The following is a 16,925-nucleotide window of genomic DNA, read 5'->3' as shown; positions in this document are numbered from 1 at the left end:
CAGGTTGATCTGGTGCATAATGCCGTTGCCTGGTGGGATCACATCAACGTTTTTAAACGCCGTTTTGGTCCAGTTGATAAAATGGAAACGGTCATCGTTACGTCTGTCTTCGATGGCGCGGTTTTTGGCAAAGGCGTCTTTTTCAAAACCTGCATGTTCCACCGCCAGACTGTGGTCCACTATCAGTTGAGTAGGTACTACGGGATTAACCTTGGCTGGATCGCCACCTTTATCGGCAATGGCATCACGCAAACCCGCCAGGTCAACCAGCGCGGTTTGGCCTAAGATGTCGTGGCATACCACTCGCGCCGGGAACCAGGGAAAGTCCAGCTCACGCTTACGGTGGATCAACTGGCCAAGAAAGTCGTTAAGCCTGGCTGGCTCGGCGCGCCTGACCAGGTTTTCGGCCAGCACTTTGGCGGTATAAGGTAATTTGGCGTAGGCACCAGGCTCTATGGCATCCACGGCGGATTGGGTATCAAAATACGCAAGATTGGTACCCGCTAGCTGCTTTTTAAATTCGGTATTCATATTTGCACCACAGTTACAGCGCACAGAGAACTTGAGATGATTGAAACTGGTCTTAGTGCGCTGAAGTTATTTGCTGCTTGTTCTGCCACTGAAGTTTTGAGGGCGAAAGACTGGTGTATCTTTCAGCCCCCGCTTTCAGTGGTACTTATCTAACGCTGCGCAATGGGTGTGACTTTGCGCAGTTCTTCGCCGGTATATTCGGCAGAAGGGCGAATAATACGGTTGTCGGCGCGCTGCTCCATCACGTGCGCCGCCCAACCGGTCAGACGCGACATAACAAAAATGGGCGTAAATAACTTAGTGGGAATGCCCATAAAGTGATAGGCCGAGGCATGGAAAAAGTCAGCATTGCAGAAGAGTTTTTTCTCGCGCCACATGACTTCTTCACAGCGCACCGAGACCGGATACAAAACTTTATCACCCACATCATCCGCCAGTCTGGCAGCCCATGCTTTGATAATGGCATTGCGCGGGTCAGACTCAGAATAGATGGCATGACCAAAGCCCATAATTTTCTCTTTGCGAGCCAGCTTGCCCATCATTTCCTGTTCGGCGTGCTCGGCAGAGGTAAAGCCTTCAATCATCTCCATGGCTGCTTCGTTGGCACCACCGTGTAATGGCCCCCGCAGCGAACCGATTGCCCCCGTGATGCATGAATGCATATCTGACAAGGTGGACGCACAGACGCGGGCGGTAAAGGTCGAGGCATTAAATTCATGCTCTGCGTAGAGGATCAGGGAAACATGCATCACCTGCTCATGCAGGCTCTTAGGCGCTTCACCATGCAAAAGGTGCAGGAAGTGACCGCCAATGCTGTCATCATCAGTTTCAACCTCAATGCGCACGCCATCGTGGCTGAAACGGTACCAGTAGCAGATAATGCTGGGGAAACAGGCCAGCATGCGCTCGGTAGCAGCTTGTTGCTGAGAAAAATCCTGTTCCATTTCCAGGTTGCCTAACATTGAGCAACCTGTGCGCAGCACATCCATGGGATGGGCATCAGCAGGAATACGTTCCAATACGTCTTTTAATGCTTGTGGCAATCCACGCAAGGATTTGAGTTTTGCCTTATAGGCATCCAGCTCGGCCTGATTAGGCAGTTTGCCTTGCAGAATCAAATAGGCGACTTCTTCAAACTGGCAATGCTCGGCCAGATCCTTGACGTCATAGCCACGGTAGGTCAGGCCTGAGCCGGATTTACCTACTGTGGAAAGGGCGGTTTTTCCTGCGACCTGGCCGCGCAGGCCAGCGCCGGACAATACTTTACCTTGTGCCATTAGTCATTCTCCTGATCGTATAGGGTTCGTATAAGTTATTGTTCATCAAATATAGAAATGCCGCGTTTATATGACGAATGTATGACAGCATTTCTGTTTGCCCATCGTCAGCCTTGAAGTGCTTACCAATGGGCCTGGTGGTTATTTGTTTTTACCTTCGGCAAAGAGTGCATCAAGCTTTTGTTCATAGGCGTGGTAGCCAAGATAATCATAAAGCTCCATTCGGGTTTGCATGGTATCCACTACGTTACGCTGATGGCCGTCAACGAGCAGATGACGATAGACATTCTCGGCAGCCTTATTCATGGCTCTGAAGGCTGACAGCGGATAAAGCACCATATCCGCGCCCCACTCTGCCAACTGTTCTTTGCTCCACAACTCAGTTTTGCCAAACTCGGTCATATTGGCCAGGATGGGCACATTCAGCGCCTGGCTAAATTCACGGTAGTGGGCTTCGGTTTGGATCGCTTCGGCAAAGATACCGTCGGCACCAGCTTCAACATAGGCCTTGGCTCTGGCGATGGCTGCATCCAGACCTTCGATCGCAAAGGCATCGGTGCGGGCCATGATAAAAAAGTTTTCATCGGTACGCGCATCCACCGCCGCCTTAATGCGATCTTGCATTTCCTCTACGGATACCACTTCTTTATTGGGGCGGTGGCCACAACGCTTCTGCGCCACCTGGTCTTCCATATGCACGGCTGCAGCGCCAGCTTTTTGCATGTCTTTGATGGTTTTGGCGATATTGAATGCGCCGCCCCAACCGGTGTCTATATCCACCAACAGAGGCACCTCGGTTGCGGCGGTAATCCGCTGCACGTCCACCAGCACATCATTGAGCGAGGTCATGCCCAAATCTGGCAAACCATAAGAGGCATTGGCTACCCCGCCGCCAGACAGGTAAATCGCCTGGTGGCCAATTTTTTCGGCCATCATCGCGGTGTACGCATTGATGGTGCCGACAATTTGCAGAGGCTTGTTGTTGATTAGCGCCTGACGGAATTTTTTACCTGCACTCATGCTTGTTGTCTCCTGTTGCTGCCGGCCTGAGCAGCCAGCTTTTGCTCAATGTTCTTTCTTGAATAGGTGATGTGCCTGCGCATCAGCATTTCGGCCAACTCTTCATCTCGATTGCAAATGGCCTGCACTATATGGCGGTGCTCATCAAAGGCCGTGGTTACCCGGGGACCCGCCATGCCCAGTTGCACCCGATACATACGGACTAAATGATAGATACCGTTGGTCAGCATATTGGTCAGGTGCTGATTTTTGCTGCCCTGAATAATGCGGTAATGAAAATCCACATCACCGGCTTCCTGATAATAGGACTCGCCGCCCTTAACTTCCTGAAAATGTTGATTCAACAAGGCGTTCAGATCGGCAATTTCCTGATCTGTCATATTGCGCGCGGCTAACCGGGCTGCCATGCCTTCCAATGCTTCACGCACCTCATAGAGTTCAACCAAGCCCTGCGGCGTTAGTGCAACCACTCGCGCACCTATATTGGCTTTGCGTTCCACCAAGCGGCAGGACTCTAATCTATTAATGGCTTCACGGATGACGGCCCGACTGACGGCATATTTTGTCGACAATTCGGTTTCACTTAGTTTTGCCCCAGACGGGATCTCGCCTTCCACTATGTCTCTGCGTAGCAGGAAAAACGTTTTATCCGCGGAAGTAATAGCTTGTTCGTTGATCATTTACGGAAATTTACCAGGCTGTTTGCCGAGGGAAAGTGTCGACAATATAGACATCAACTAACAGAAGATCAAATAAAAAGCGGTAGATTGTCGACAATAGTCTAATAGGTAGGGCCGATTTAAACCGAAAGCAAGAATCGAACGCTGGGTTACTGACTCAATGCCATTGACTTGATTTGCGCATACAGGGCCTGGCCGCTATGTAATTGCAGGTGCTCGGCTGAGCGTAAGCTGATCTTGGCCCAAAGTGGCCCAGCTTCACTATGCAGTTTCACCAGCATACCGTCAGTTTGACTATGAATATCATCCACCCTGGCTGGCACGATATTCAGTATGCTGGAGTCCTGGTGGGCTGAAATACTGAGACTCACGTCCTTAGCCTGCACTATTAAGCGCACTTTCGTTTTGACAGCAAGACCGGTATCCGGCAACCACAGACTGGCCTTGTGAGATTTCACGCAAACCAGCTTCCAGTGTGGGTGAACTTCGCTTACCTGCGCAGGCAAAATACTAAAGGGATGCAAAGGATCAGACAGCCCAAGCATCTCACTGACCTGGGTTATATCGCCCTGTGCTTTGACTCGTCCCTTATCCAGAATAAGTACACTATCGGCCAGGCGGCTGAGCTCTGATACCGAGTGGGTAACATACAGCATGGGGATGGCGATGTGTGCGGCCAAGGTTTGCAGATAAGGCAGGATTTCTTGCTTACGCGCCTCATCCAGTGCCGCCAGCGGCTCGTCCATCAACAGTATGCTTGGGTTAATAAGCAACGCCCTGGCAATGGCTACACGTTGGCGCTCTCCGCCGGATAGCTGATGCGGATAACGGTTTAGCAACGACCCGATACCCAGTAATTCAATGATGTCGCGTTTTAGTGGCGAAGATCCTGGCCAGGCTCGCTTACTGGCGTAATCGAGATTACCTTTAGCACTTAGGTGGGGAAACAAGCTGGCTTCCTGAAAAACATAGCCTACAGAGCGTTTATGTGGAGCCAAACACTGCTTACCTGACTGCCATGGCTGACCGCCCACTATTAAGGTGGCGCCTTTACATGGCTGAAGACCAGCGATGAACCTCAGTAAGGTGGTTTTACCTGAACCGGAATGGCCAAAGATCCCTGTGATACCCCGGCCTGGTAACTGGCTGGCTACGACCAGACGAAAGCTGCCCCCAAGGGGCAAGTCAAGATCAAGTTCAATCTTTGTCATGCTGCCCTCCCACAGACTTTTTGGCTGCCGTCAGGCTGTAAAGCGCGAGCAGCACCACAAATGAAAACACCAGCATAGTGGCAGACAGCCAATGCGCCTGACTGTAGTTCAGTGCTTCTACATGATCGTAGATTTGCACCGACACCAAGCGGGTTTCTTGCGGAATATTGCCGCCTATCATCAGCACCACACCGAATTCCCCCACGGTATGGGCGAACCCCAATACGGCGGCGGTTAAAAAACCGGTTTTACACAAGGGTAGAACTACAGTAAAAAAGCGTTCCCAAGGGCCAGCTCTTAAGGTTGCCGCTACTTCCAGTGGGCGTGCGCCCACGGCACTCATGGCGTTATACAGTGGCTGCACCACAAAGGGCAGCGAATAACATACCGACCCCACCACTAATCCCCAAAAGGTAAAAGGTAATAAGCCAATGCCAGCAGCCTGGGTAAACTGCCCAACAGGCCCATTTGGCCCCATCAGCATCAACAAATAGAATCCGATAACAGTGGGCGGTAAAACCAAGGGCAAGGCGACAATTACCGTAATCGGGCCCTTTATCCAACTTCGAGTTTGGCTTAACCACCAGGCCAGTGGCGTACTTATGATAAGTAGTATCAAGGTGACCACGCTGGCCAGTTTTAAGGTCAGCCAAATGGCGCCCATATCCTCTGGGTTAAAGGGCATTTTTAACCTCCTCAGGTAACGCGTAACCGTGTTTGGTGATTATCTGCCGGGGTTGCGCCTGCTGCAAATAGTCCAAAAAGGCCTTTACGGCGGGCTTTTGCGCACTTTTCTTTAAAACCACCCTGTCCTGACGGATAGCAGGGTAAAGGTTGGTAGGGATGATCCATAGATTACGGGCATTTTGCGCTTTTCCGATAAGTTGTGAGAGCGCGACAAAGCCTAACTCCGCATTACCACTTTGTACAAACTGAAAGGTTTGGGCAATGTTCTCACCCTGCACCCATTTGCTTTGCGTAGCGTCGACTAAATTCAGCTGTTGCAGCACCGAAACGGCAGCACTGCCATAGGGTGCCAGTTTGGGGTTGGCCAGGGCCAGTTTCCTGAAGCTTGCTTGTTGTAGCTGCTGTCGCACATCGGTATCCGGATTGGCAGACCACAGCGCTAAACTACCGATAGCATAAGTTTTAACCGTGTCTGACGCGCCATAGCCGGCCTCAAGTAACGCTAGAGGTTTAGCCTGATCGGCACTAAAGAAGATATCAAAGGGTGCACCGTGATGGATTTGCGCCACAAATTTACCTGAGGCACCAAGACTCATTCGTACCTGCTGGCCGGTCTTTTCCTCAAAGCCTTTGATAATCGCCTGCATAGGGGCGGCAAAATTTGAGGCCACGGCCAGATTCAATGGCTCAGCGGCCAGGGGCAATGACATCAGGGCCAAAATGCCCATCATGCTGATTTTCATGCTGACTCCTTGTTGCCTTCAGCATACCAGCTTAACAGCTTGAAGCAGATAGGCTTTTCGCCTATGGGCTATGTCACATTAATTACACGAAGCCTTGCTAGGGTTTGAGCACTTTTTGTCTCAATTAGGTTCTGAGAGCCCAGTGAACAGCCTTACTAATCTGATGTCGGCACCACAACGGTCAACTCCCTACTCCAAGCTCAGCCTGTTCTTCATTGTCCTGATGTTGGCCACCTCTGGCTATTTCCTGTATTGGGGGCTGGACTATACCCAACATAGTTACCCCATGTTATTTATGTTGGCCACCCTGTTTGGGTTGTTTATGGCCTTTAATATTGGCGGTAACGATGTTGCCAATTCTTTTGGTACCAGTGTCGGTGCCGGCACACTGACGATTAAACAAGCGCTGTTTATTGCTGCCATTTTTGAAGTGAGCGGCGCCGTGATTGCCGGTGGTCAGGTTACCGAAACTATCCGCAAAGGTATTGTGGATATGAGCCAACTGCATATGGAGCCCATGCAGTTTGTTTACATTATGATGTCTGCTTTGCTGGCGGCTGCGCTTTGGTTGTTATTTGCCTCTAAACGCGGCTACCCGGTATCAACCACGCATGCCATTATCGGCGGCATAGTGGGCAGCTCCATTACCTTAGGCTTTATTTTGAATGGCAGTGAGTCGGCCTTTTCTCTGGTGCACTGGCAACAGGTGGGGGAAATTGCCATTTCCTGGGTGTTATCGCCTCTGTTAGGTGGTCTTGTTTCCTATTTGCTGTTTGCCGCTATCAAAAAACATGTGCTGCACTACAACGACGAGGCAGAAAACCGCCTCAAACAAATCAAAAAAGAGAAGAAAAAGCTGAAAGCCAAGCACAAGCAGGCTTTTGAGCGCTTAAGCGAATTACAGCAAATCGCCTACACTGGCGCCATGGCCAGAGATGCCCATGTGTATGTAGAAGGTGACTTTGGTCCGGACGATCTGGAGTCGGATTATTACCGCAGTCTGCATGAGATCGATCAGAAAAAGCAGGACGTTGAAGCACACCGGGCCTTGGAGCACTGGGTGCCGCTTATTGCCGCTCTCGGCGCCATGATTATCTCGGCCATGTTGCTGTTCAAAGGTCTCAAGCATATGAACCTTGGACTGACCACACTGCACAATTATCTGATCATGTTGATGATTGGTGCGGTGGTTTGGATGGCAACCTTTATCTATGCAAAAACCCTGAAGGGAAACTCGTTATCACAATCCACCTACCTGATGTTCAGTTGGATGCAGGTCTTTACGGCGTCTGGCTTTGCCTTTAGTCATGGTTCAAACGATATTGCCAATGCCATTGGACCATTTGCTGCCATTTTGGATGTACTGCGTACCGGTGAAATCGGTGCTACTGCAGCTGTGCCTACTGTGGCCATGATTTCCTTTGGCATCGCGCTCATCGTGGGTTTGTGGTTTATTGGCAAAGAAGTGATTCAAACCGTCGGCCACAATCTGACCCGCATGCACCCGGCTTCGGGTTTCGCCGCCGAATTGGCTGCCGCCGCCGTGGTCATGATTGCCTCCCTAATGGGACTGCCTGTCTCCAGTACACATATCCTGATTGGCGCGGTTTTGGGAATAGGCCTGGTGAACCGGCAAACTAACTGGGAATTAATGAAGCCCATTGGTCTTGCCTGGATCATCACCCTGCCCGCTGCGGCGATACTCAGTGCAATTAGCTTTATGGCACTGCGTAGCTTGTTTTAACCAGTGGGCGGCATATCAGTGCCGCCCCTTTCCTGTCAGTTATCGCAGTAATTATCTCTTTCATATCAAGTTATTGCCTTTTACTGGCAAATCCCCTGTTGGCTTATCTAGGCTTAATCAAGACGCTCAAAGGCAATTAATGTTATATTGAGCGCCGCATTAATTCCATTTTGGAATATTCAAGCCATTTCTGGACTTGGACTGTGATCATCGCCTTAATTAGAGTCCGTCTTACACACTAAAGCACATACGCAGGAGCGATTATGCACATTTCCACACTTGCTACTTATATTGGCCGCGTACTCGGCACCGGCCTGCTTTCTCTTCCTTTGCTGGCCATCGGCAACAAAACCGCGTTAGCCCAAGAAGGGGTAAACGAGCAGCTTGAACAAATTATTGTAACCGGCACAAGACGAAGCGACCGCACCGTTGCACAGAGCAACGTGCCTATTGATATTCTCGATGCCGACCAACTGACGTCTTCCGGTCAACTGGAAATCAGCCAATTGTTGACCAATCTGGCGCCTAGTTTTAACTACCCCCACGCCACAGTCACTGACGGCACTGACCATGCGCGTCCAGCGGTACTGCGCGGTCTTGCGCCGGATCACACCTTGGTTTTAGTTAATGGCAAACGCCGCCACGCCGGGGCGTTGCTTAACCTGAACGGTTCAGTTGGCCGGGGTTCAAGTGCGGTGGATATGAATATGATCCCCGCTGCTTCAATCAAACGCATTGAGATCCTGCGTGACGGCGCTGCGTCACAGTATGGCTCTGATGCTATCGCCGGTGTGATTAACATTGTGCTTAAAGACAGCGCAGAAGACGGCACCGTTACCCTGACGTACGGTCAGCACGATACCCAAATGGCTGGTGTACCTCAGCTAACCGGAGTCTCAGACAACGGCAGCGGCGCTTTGCAATTTGCTACCGGAGAAGATCGTAAACGTAGCGACGGAGAAACCTGGAATCTTTCGGTCAACAAAGGGTTCAACCTAAGTGATAACGGCTTTATTAACCTGACGTACGAGTATCGTGACCGCGAGCCAACCAATCGTTCAGGCTTTGATCCCCGTCGGCAATATGCCTTACAAGCCGATGGTAGTTTTGATCCCCGCGAATTCGACATTGACCGTTACAATCACAGATTTGGTAAAGCGGCACTTGAAGAACACAGTTTGATTGCCAACGGCGGATACACTGTTGGCGAAGTCGAGTTATATGGCTATGCCAGCTATGGCGTGCGCGATGGTGAAAGCGGCGGATTTTATCGTCGTGCCAATGACAGCAGAAACGTGCCAGCCATTTATCCTGACGGCTTCTTGCCTTACATCGTTTCTGATATTGAGGATTTTGGCGGTACCTTTGGTGCCAAAGGTCTGGCCGGAGAATGGCAATGGGATGCCAGCCTGACCCATGGCTGGGACAGCTTCAACTTTAATGTAGAAAACAGCCTGAATACCTCCATGGGCACCAATAGCCCAACCCGTTTTGATGCGGGCACCCTGGAGTATTCACAAAGCCTGTTGAACCTGGATTTTTCCCGCTACTACACGCCCAGCTGGTTACCGGACAGTTTACTGGTTGCTGTGGGGGCGGAATATCGCCGCGAAAATTATCAGATTAAAGCCGGAGAAGAAGCCTCTTACCTAACGGTGTTGGATGCCAATGGTAATCCAGTGGCCGCCGGTGGTTCGCAGGTGTTTCCTGGTTTCTCACCACTGAGCGCCACAGATCGCAGTCGCCATAACTGGTCCCTGTATGTTGACCTGGATACCAACCTGACCGAGCGTTGGAACATTGCCCTGGCAAGCCGCTTTGAGGATTACAGCGATTTTGGGTCGGATGTCTCCGGCAAGCTGGCCAGCCGTTATCAGTTGACCGACAGCTTGGCAATACGTGGCTCACTAAGCAATGGTTTTCGCGCTCCCAGTTTAGCCCAGTCTGCCTTTACGACTGTCAGCACCCAGTTTGTTAATGGTGTGCCTTTTGAAGTGGGTACCTATACGGCAGATCATCCAGCGGCATTGGCCCTGGGCTCTCAGCCACTTCAGGAGGAACAATCCGTCAGCCGCTCACTAGGGCTGGCGTATCAAGCCGGTAATCTCAGCTTGACCTTAGATTGGTATCGTATCGACATTGACGATCGCATTGTGTTGAGCGAAAGCCTAAGTGGCCCAGAGGTGATTCAGATCCTGGCTGACGCCGGCATTAACGGAGTACAGCAGGTGCGTTACTTTACTAACGCCATCGATACCCGCACCCGCGGTGTTGATGTGACGGCCAGTTACAATCTGTCCTTGGCTGACTATGGTAGCTTGAATCTGACGGCAGCTTATAACCGCAATGACACGGATGTTGAACGTATTGCGCCGAATCCACCTGAGCTGGATGCGCTGGATCCAGAGCAGTACACCTTATTTGGCCGATTGGAAACCAAGCGTTTTGAGCTGGGCACACCTGACTCCAAACTCAACCTGGCTGCCACCTGGCAATATGACCGTACTAAGTTAACCCTGCGTGCTGTGCGCTATGGTGAGGTTGTGGATGCCGGCAGCACAGAAGCCAATGATGAAGTGCTGGATGCTAAGTGGATCACCGATCTGGATGTGGCTTACGAGCTAACGGATAACTGGCAATTGGCGGTTGGTGCCAATAATCTCTTTGATCAGTATCCCCGTGACACTATCAGCACCAGCGGACAGACCGACTTTAACCAGATCTTCCCCTATTCAGGGTTCTCGGCCTACAGCATTGACGGCCGCTATTGGTATGCCAAGGCGACCTATCGTTTCTGATGTTAAGTTTAACGGACAGAGCGCTGAACACAGCGCTCTGCTTATTTCACTTAGGGCAATTGCACCAGTTTTTTAAACCCGCCCCAAAACATGCGCATGCTATCAAATGGCATAGTGCTTGGGTCCATCATGTCGCTTAAACGCGGATCGGCCATAACCTGTTCGTTTATCCTGTCTCTGTCTTCCCTGGACTTGTAAGTGATCCAGGCAAAAATCACGACTTCATCGTCTTTCAAGTCAACAGCCTGCGGAAAAGAAGTGACCTTACCGTCTTTAACATCATCAGCCACCCATTCCCGATAAGCGACAGCACCATACTCAACCCATATTTTTCCAGCCCGTTCAGCCATCTGGCGATAGGCGTCTAGTTTTTCCTTAGGGACGGGCACAACAAAGCCATCGACATAGTTTTCCATCATGATTCTCCTGTTAACGGGCCTCTTTGCCCTGGATTACGCTCTTATGAGCCTATGACAAAACTTTCAAGTTCGCCTGCCCCCACAGAGCAGGCTTAACCGTGGTCGTTTTTAAAACAGTGGTTTCGACAGGTAAGTGAAAATAGGCAGAAAAAAGGCCAACTTTTTGTTGGCCCTGGGGAAACGCAGAGAAGGTTATTGCGGGTTAGCGGCTATCTCCACCATTACCGCTGTGTACATTTTCAGGTTAAGTAAAAATTGCTCCATGCTGATGAACTCATGTTCAGAGTGGCCGGTGTACTCAACCCCAGGCATAGAAGGGCCGAAACTGACGGCATTGGGGAACAGTCTGGAATTGGTGCCACCACCAATGGCAATAGGTTTGGCATCTTTGATACCGGTAAAGTGGGAAAATACCCTCAGCAACGTATCAATATGCGGTGCACTTGTTTGCACGAAAGGCTCGCCTATATAGATATTTCTGTCGGCAATGATGGCGTTATTTTGCGACTGCCAATTGTCCACGGCCTGGTTAATCTGCTGTTCAAGCTGCTCGGCAGTTTTACCTACTGGTCTGCGAATATTGATATTCAGTTGCAGCCCCTGGTCACTGGTTTTTATTACCGTAGGAGACACTGTCATAGGGCCCATAAAATTATCGCTGTAAGCAATCTCACCGAACTGCTTGCCATACAACCCCGTTCCAAGCTGGCTGTTAACAAAGTTTACCAGTGCACCCGCGCTGTTGTTCGGCCACAACCTGTCGCCCAATAAAGCGGCCAGATAGGATATAGCATTCACACCCTCTTGTGGCTTGGATGAGTGCGCTGATTTACCTTTGGCCCGAACACGTAACTTGTCACCGTCTCGGCTGAACTGGTATTGCATACCGATATGTTGCGTGGCTTTGCTTTTTAGCAAGGCTTCAAAGTCGGTGCTGGCATCTTGAATGACGGCCACGGCGTCTTCCGGGATCTGACTACCAAAAAAGCCACCAGAAAATTCGCTTAATGCCATTTGCCCATCCTTAATCGGCGTATTTGCAAATGTCAGGCTAATGGTGCCGTAACCCTTTTCTGCGGTTACCACTGGATATTCTGCATCTATGGTTATATTCAGCTCCGGCAGGCTATTTTCTTTAACATAGGCTTGCAAAGGACCCCAGTCTGACTCTTCGGCCATATACACATAAAGCTCAATACGTCGATTAAGGACAATGCCCTTATCTTTAATGGCTTTCATGGCATACAGTGCGGTTGATATCGGCCCTTTGTCATCTTCGGTGCCCCGGCCAATCAGGCGCCCTGGCTCAGAGGTTTCATCCAAATAAAAAGGTGACTTTGCCCATTTTGACGGGTCTACCGGTTGAATATCACCATGGGTGATAATGCCAAAGCGCTCTTTGGCGTCGCCTAAGCCAATCACTACCAGATAGCCATGGTCGGTAAAATCCAGACCCAGTGCTTGAGCCTGCTTAGCCAGTTCGGCCTTAAATCCAATATGGGCTGGATTATCAAGGCCAGATATTCCATCTACCGCGACAGTGTTATATCTGACCAATTCACGCAGGCTGTCGACCATGGCTTGGGAATAGGTATTAACCGCGTAATTAGCCGTACTTTGGGCCATTTCACTGGGCGTTGAAGCGAAACTAATCGCTGAATAAAGCAGTGGCACTATTGCCAGAGGGGTACGCATAACCGGCTCCTTGAAAAATGGAGCCTCAAGCTAGCAATAAATCCATTTGTTAACAACAGCTTATACGTTGCAAAATATAAACAGAAAGACCAGTTCATAGATAGCGATTCTGCTAAGATAAATCCTAGGTAATAACTAGCGGTGCTCATCTCTTGCGCGGAACAATCAGACTATTTTGGCGGGTTATCGCCTTATGCTTGGTCGGCGTGGGGCTCGTTGGGGTAATACTCCCTGGCTTGCCAACCGTGGTGTTTTTATTGATGGCCGCCTGGTGTGCAAGTAAAGGTTGGCCGGAACTTGAAGTTTGGTTACTCAATCATCCTAGCTACGGACTGACCATTCGCAACTGGCGTGAATTTGGTTCAGTGCCTCGCAAAGCTAAGGTGCTAGCCAGTGTAATGATATCTTTTAGTTGTTTGCTGTTATGGCTCTCCAGTTTAAGTTACTACATTAAACTTTCTCTTAGCATTGTACTTGGCTTTGTCATTTTATGGCTTTGGTATAGGCCTGAACTCAGTTTGGATAACTAAGTTCTTGCCGCTTCTTTCTGAGCTTCATTTGATTTAGATTAATTTCCGTTCCATGAAGCTGGGCTAACCTTCAAGCTGTAATGTTCGGAGTCCATTTCATGCACAAATTCATTACCCGATATTTTAGCGCCAACCAGCAACGCCTGGAGTTGTTGTACATAGCTTTTCGAAAGCATAAAAAAACGGATCCCGAATGGTCTAAACGCTTGTTCAAACTTTTTTGGTCTGGTTTGGTACAACATATTGAGTGGGACCAAAGGTTGTTGTTCCCTGTCTTGCAAACTCATAATGAGCCACAGCTCAACGAACTCATTGATAAAGCAACGGACGAGCAAAAACAGCTTAAAGAACAAATTCAGTGGGTGTTTAATCTGACTGAAAACAGTCTTGATAGTCATGACGAAGAGCAGAGATTAGAATATTTGCTGTCTGATCACTTTGAGAACCAGGAATTTAACCTTTACCCCGCTTGCGATAGGTTATTTGACGTCAATGCCGTCACTTACTTGATCGAAAAGTTGGCTCAATCAACTACGCCCCCTTCTGATTAGTTTTCTGCCGCAGAAATTGAGCACAAGTTTTTGATTCTGCGGCATTAGCTCTATTATTCTATAGTCCCTCCTTTTGCTACGGATCTGATTGCTGATGGATTTTATTTGGGTGTTATTCGCCTTTGTGTGCGGACTGGGTGTGAAGATGTTGAATCTTCCACCCCTGATAGGTTTTCTGGCTGCCGGCTTCTTACTTAATTTTATCGGTATCAAGCCCACCGAAAGTCTCGAAGCCTTGGCGAACCTGGGTATTACCCTGATGTTATTTACCATCGGCTTAAAACTTAACGTTAAAGACTTACTTAAGCGAGAAGTATGGCTGGGCACCGGTGTGCATATGTTGGTGTGGTCCGGCTTTTTGGCCAGTTTCGCTATGCTACTGGCGAGCATTTCGCTGGCTTATTTTGCGGTATTAGACTGGCAGACAGCAGCATTACTAGGATTTGCCTTAAGTTTTTCCAGTACAGTTTGTATTGTGAAGTTGCTGGAAGAAGCAGGCGAAATGAAAACCCGTCATGGCAAACTTGCCATTGGTGTGCTGGTTATGCAGGATATCCTGGCCGTGCTGTTCTTGGTGCTCGCCACCGGCAAAACACCCTCAATTTATGCCCTCGGTTTATTGGGTTTATTCCTCGTCAAGCCACTACTTAAACGCATAGTGCAATTATCCGGTCACGGCGAGTTGTTACCGTTAACCGGTTTTTTCCTGGCCTTGGGGGGCTATGAATTATTTAACCTGGTTGGTATCAAGGGCGATTTAGGTGCGCTGGTGATGGGGATTTTGATGAGTAATCACGTCAAAGCGTCAGAAATGAATAAGGCCCTGATGAGCTTTAAGGATTTGTTCCTCATTGGCTTCTTCCTGTCTATCGGCTTCACCGCCCTGCCCGATTTACAAATGGTTGGTCTGGCACTACTACTCTGTTTGTTGCTGCCAATCAAATTTATCATGTTCTTTTTCTTGTTTACCGGCCTGCGTCTGCGTGGGCGAACGGCGTATCTTGCAGGCCTGGCGCTGAGCAATTTCAGTGAGTTTGGTCTCATAGTGGTGGCGCTTTGCGTGGATGCCGCCTGGATGAGTAAAGAATGGCTGGTGATCCTGGCGTTGGCCGTGTCCTTCTCCTTTATTCTGACCAGCGTTATTTATCGCTATTCGCATGCTGGCTACAGTCGCTATCAACAACTGATTAAGCGTTATGAAAAATCCCGACGCCTGGCTGAAGATATCTATCAACAACCCCAGCATGCCAAAGTATTGGTTGTTGGTATGGGACGGGTTGGTAAGGGCGCATTTTTAGCGCTTCGTGATGTGCTGGGAAATCAGGTATGGGGTATGGATGCGGATCGTGATCGGATTGAACGGCAAAAAAGTCTGAATCTGCAGGTTATCTTAGGTGACGGTGAAGACGCGGATTTGTGGGACAACATGGACTTATCCAGTATTGAACTTATCTTACTGGCTCTTCCTTCCACGGAAGATATCCGTCATATCAATGATCAACTGCGTAAGGCCGGTTATAAAGCGCAACTGGCAGCCATCGCCCGTTACGAAGATGAAAGACTAGAACTGTTGCACTATGGCATTGACCATGTGTTTAACTTCTACACTGAGGCTGGTACAGGCTTTGCTGAAGAAAGCTTAATATTACTGGGCAAGCAGGCGTGAGTTGCAATGGCAACTCACTGTTGTCTACAGCCTGGTAATAAATGCCCAGCTTTGAGTTACCTTGTTCTCGTTGGCGTCCTGGAGCTGTAACACCAGGCGCCACTGCATCTGAGGTTCGCTGCAACTTCCTAAAAAGCTGACTGCACGGACAGTTCGCCCCTCTGCCTGCTCAACAATCACAGGTATCTTGCCCATATACATGTTAATACCTTCTATATAACCGCTTAGCAGACGGCTGCCTTCAGGCAACTGGAGTGTTATCGCTAGCGGTTCTTCAATGGGGACTGGACGAGGCAAAACACTGATTTGGCCGACACGCCCGGCAATCTCAAAACGGCAGTCACTATGGTGCAACTGACATGTGCCATTTTGTGGTGCAACTGCATCAGGCTGATTCAACCAATAAGCACCTAGTAATATAGCGGACAAGGCCGCGCCACTAAGTATCAGGTTTAGATAATTCTGTTTTAACACCTTGGCCTCGTCCAAACACGAAGGGCGGCAAGTTTGAATCATTGACCAGGATCAATCAAGCGGTGTTTAGGCTATCTTTTAAGGCCCAAAAACCTTATTATTCCCGCTCGAAGGCCCGCCAAATATAAGTTGTGGATCAAACCTTTATAGGAATCTTTGAGACAGAACTTTTACTGGCGGTTTCGGGTTTTTTACCTAATGTTTAACGGGTAATAAAACATACCAACAGCAGCGGAAGAACCAAGACGATGAGTGAAACCAGTCGAGCACATCCCGAATACAATTATAAAGTAGTGCGACAATTCGCCGTCATGACGGTGATTTGGGGAATTGTCGGCATGACAGTGGGCGTATTAATCGCCTCTCAACTAATCTGGCCAGAGATGAATTTTAACACTCCCTGGCTAACCTACTCGCGATTAAGACCACTGCATACCAATGCAGTAATCTTCGCATTTGGTGGCTGCGCTTTGTTCGCCACTTCTTACTATGTCGTACAGCGCACCTGCCAGGTGAAGTTGTTTAGTGACAAATTAGCCTCTTTTACCTTCTGGGGTTGGCAAGCCGTGATCGTTGCGGCCGCAATCAGCCTGCCGCTGGGTTTGACTTCTTCCAAGGAATACGCGGAATTGGAGTGGCCCATCGACATTCTGATTACCTTGGTGTGGGTGGCTTATGCGATTAACTTCTTCGGCACCTTGGTGATTCGTAAGACCTCGCATATATACGTAGCAAACTGGTTCTTCGGTGCATTTATTCTGACCGTTGCAATCCTGCACATCGCCAACAGTATGGCTGTGCCGGTATCCTTCACCAAGTCATATAGCCTGTATGCTGGTGCGGTGGATGCTATGGTGCAATGGTGGTATGGACATAACGCCGTAGGTTTCTTCCTGACC

Annotated in this window: 16 protein-coding genes; 6 read left to right on the top strand and 10 right to left on the bottom strand. The window is 49.5% G+C overall.

Translation table 11 applies throughout. The features are described 5' to 3' along the window. The 7 genes from J0A65_RS19980 to modA form a co-directional block, all read right to left on the bottom strand. On the bottom strand, window positions 1-531 hold a 531-nt coding region (locus J0A65_RS19980), incomplete at its 3' end, for an aconitase family protein (protein WP_269814688.1). A 149-nt stretch (window positions 532-680) separates the two neighbouring features. Beyond that, window positions 681-1,808: a bifunctional 2-methylcitrate synthase/citrate synthase gene (gene prpC / locus J0A65_RS19975; protein ID WP_206596104.1), complete on the bottom strand. Its 1,128-nt coding sequence runs from the start codon at window positions 1,806-1,808 to the stop codon at window positions 681-683. 141 nt (window positions 1,809-1,949) lie between these two features. Further along, window positions 1,950-2,828 (bottom strand): methylisocitrate lyase, encoded by an 879-nt coding sequence (prpB, locus tag J0A65_RS19970; protein ID WP_206596103.1) that lies wholly within the window; start codon window positions 2,826-2,828, stop codon window positions 1,950-1,952. Then, entirely contained in the window at window positions 2,825-3,508 is a 684-nt protein-coding gene (locus J0A65_RS19965) for a GntR family transcriptional regulator (RefSeq protein WP_206596102.1), read from the bottom strand. Before J0A65_RS19965 ends, prpB begins: the two co-directional genes overlap by 4 nt. A 149-nt stretch (window positions 3,509-3,657) precedes the next feature. Then, a complete protein-coding gene (gene modC, locus J0A65_RS19960) occupies window positions 3,658-4,719 on the bottom strand; it encodes a molybdenum ABC transporter ATP-binding protein (RefSeq protein WP_206596101.1) in 1,062 nt (353 codons plus the stop codon). Beyond that, window positions 4,706-5,404, bottom strand: a complete 699-nt coding sequence (modB, locus tag J0A65_RS19955) for a molybdate ABC transporter permease subunit (RefSeq protein WP_206596100.1) — start codon at window positions 5,402-5,404, stop codon at window positions 4,706-4,708. The genes modC and modB overlap by 14 nt, the downstream gene beginning before the upstream one ends. Beyond that, the gene (gene modA, locus J0A65_RS19950; protein WP_206596099.1) at window positions 5,394-6,149 is read right to left on the bottom strand and encodes a molybdate ABC transporter substrate-binding protein; all 756 of its coding nucleotides are present in this window, start codon (window positions 6,147-6,149) and stop codon (window positions 5,394-5,396) included. The genes modB and modA overlap by 11 nt, the downstream gene beginning before the upstream one ends. A 142-nt stretch (window positions 6,150-6,291) precedes the next feature. Here modA and J0A65_RS19945 point away from each other — a divergent pair, with 142 nt between their 5' ends. After that, the gene (locus tag J0A65_RS19945; RefSeq protein WP_206596098.1) at window positions 6,292-7,893 is read left to right on the top strand and encodes an inorganic phosphate transporter; all 1,602 of its coding nucleotides are present in this window, start codon (window positions 6,292-6,294) and stop codon (window positions 7,891-7,893) included. A gap of 263 nt (window positions 7,894-8,156) precedes the next feature. After that, entirely contained in the window at window positions 8,157-10,691 is a 2,535-nt protein-coding gene (locus J0A65_RS19940; RefSeq protein WP_206596097.1) for a TonB-dependent receptor plug domain-containing protein, read from the top strand. A gap of 50 nt (window positions 10,692-10,741) precedes the next feature. Here the strand turns inward: J0A65_RS19940 and J0A65_RS19935 are convergent, their stop codons facing one another. Continuing rightward, entirely contained in the window at window positions 10,742-11,110 is a 369-nt protein-coding gene (locus J0A65_RS19935; RefSeq protein WP_232850067.1) for a DUF1428 domain-containing protein, read from the bottom strand. Between the two features lie 192 nt (window positions 11,111-11,302). Further along, complete coding sequence (locus J0A65_RS19930) at window positions 11,303-12,805, bottom strand: dipeptidase (RefSeq protein WP_206596096.1); 1,503 nt, start codon at window positions 12,803-12,805, stop codon at window positions 11,303-11,305. Window positions 12,806-12,957: 152 nt separating this feature from the next. On the opposite strand from J0A65_RS19930, the gene J0A65_RS27950 reads away from it, so the two are divergent. The 3 genes from J0A65_RS27950 (at window position 12,958) to J0A65_RS19915 (ending at window position 15,552) form a co-directional block, all read left to right on the top strand. Beyond that, on the top strand, window positions 12,958-13,335 hold the full coding sequence (locus J0A65_RS27950) for a YbaN family protein (RefSeq protein ID WP_206596095.1): 378 nt from the start codon (window positions 12,958-12,960) through the stop codon (window positions 13,333-13,335). 98 nt (window positions 13,336-13,433) lie between these two features. Next, window positions 13,434-13,886 (top strand): hemerythrin domain-containing protein, encoded by a 453-nt coding sequence (locus tag J0A65_RS19920; protein ID WP_206596094.1) that lies wholly within the window; start codon window positions 13,434-13,436, stop codon window positions 13,884-13,886. 94 nt (window positions 13,887-13,980) lie between these two features. Further along, a complete protein-coding gene (locus J0A65_RS19915; protein WP_206596093.1) occupies window positions 13,981-15,552 on the top strand; it encodes a cation:proton antiporter domain-containing protein in 1,572 nt (523 codons plus the stop codon). A gap of 24 nt (window positions 15,553-15,576) precedes the next feature. Here the strand turns inward: J0A65_RS19915 and J0A65_RS19910 are convergent, their stop codons facing one another. Continuing rightward, a complete protein-coding gene (locus J0A65_RS19910; protein WP_206596092.1) occupies window positions 15,577-16,026 on the bottom strand; it encodes a hypothetical protein in 450 nt (149 codons plus the stop codon). A 248-nt stretch (window positions 16,027-16,274) separates the two neighbouring features. On the opposite strand from J0A65_RS19910, the gene J0A65_RS19905 reads away from it, so the two are divergent. Beyond that, window positions 16,275-16,925 (top strand): cbb3-type cytochrome c oxidase subunit I (locus J0A65_RS19905; protein WP_206596091.1); only part of this gene is annotated, 651 nt, incomplete at its 3' end.

The organism is Bowmanella yangjiangensis (assembly GCF_017255015.1).
GTDB lineage: Bacteria > Pseudomonadota > Gammaproteobacteria > Enterobacterales > Alteromonadaceae > Bowmanella > Bowmanella yangjiangensis.
This window is presented reverse-complemented; position numbering and strand designations above follow the sequence as displayed.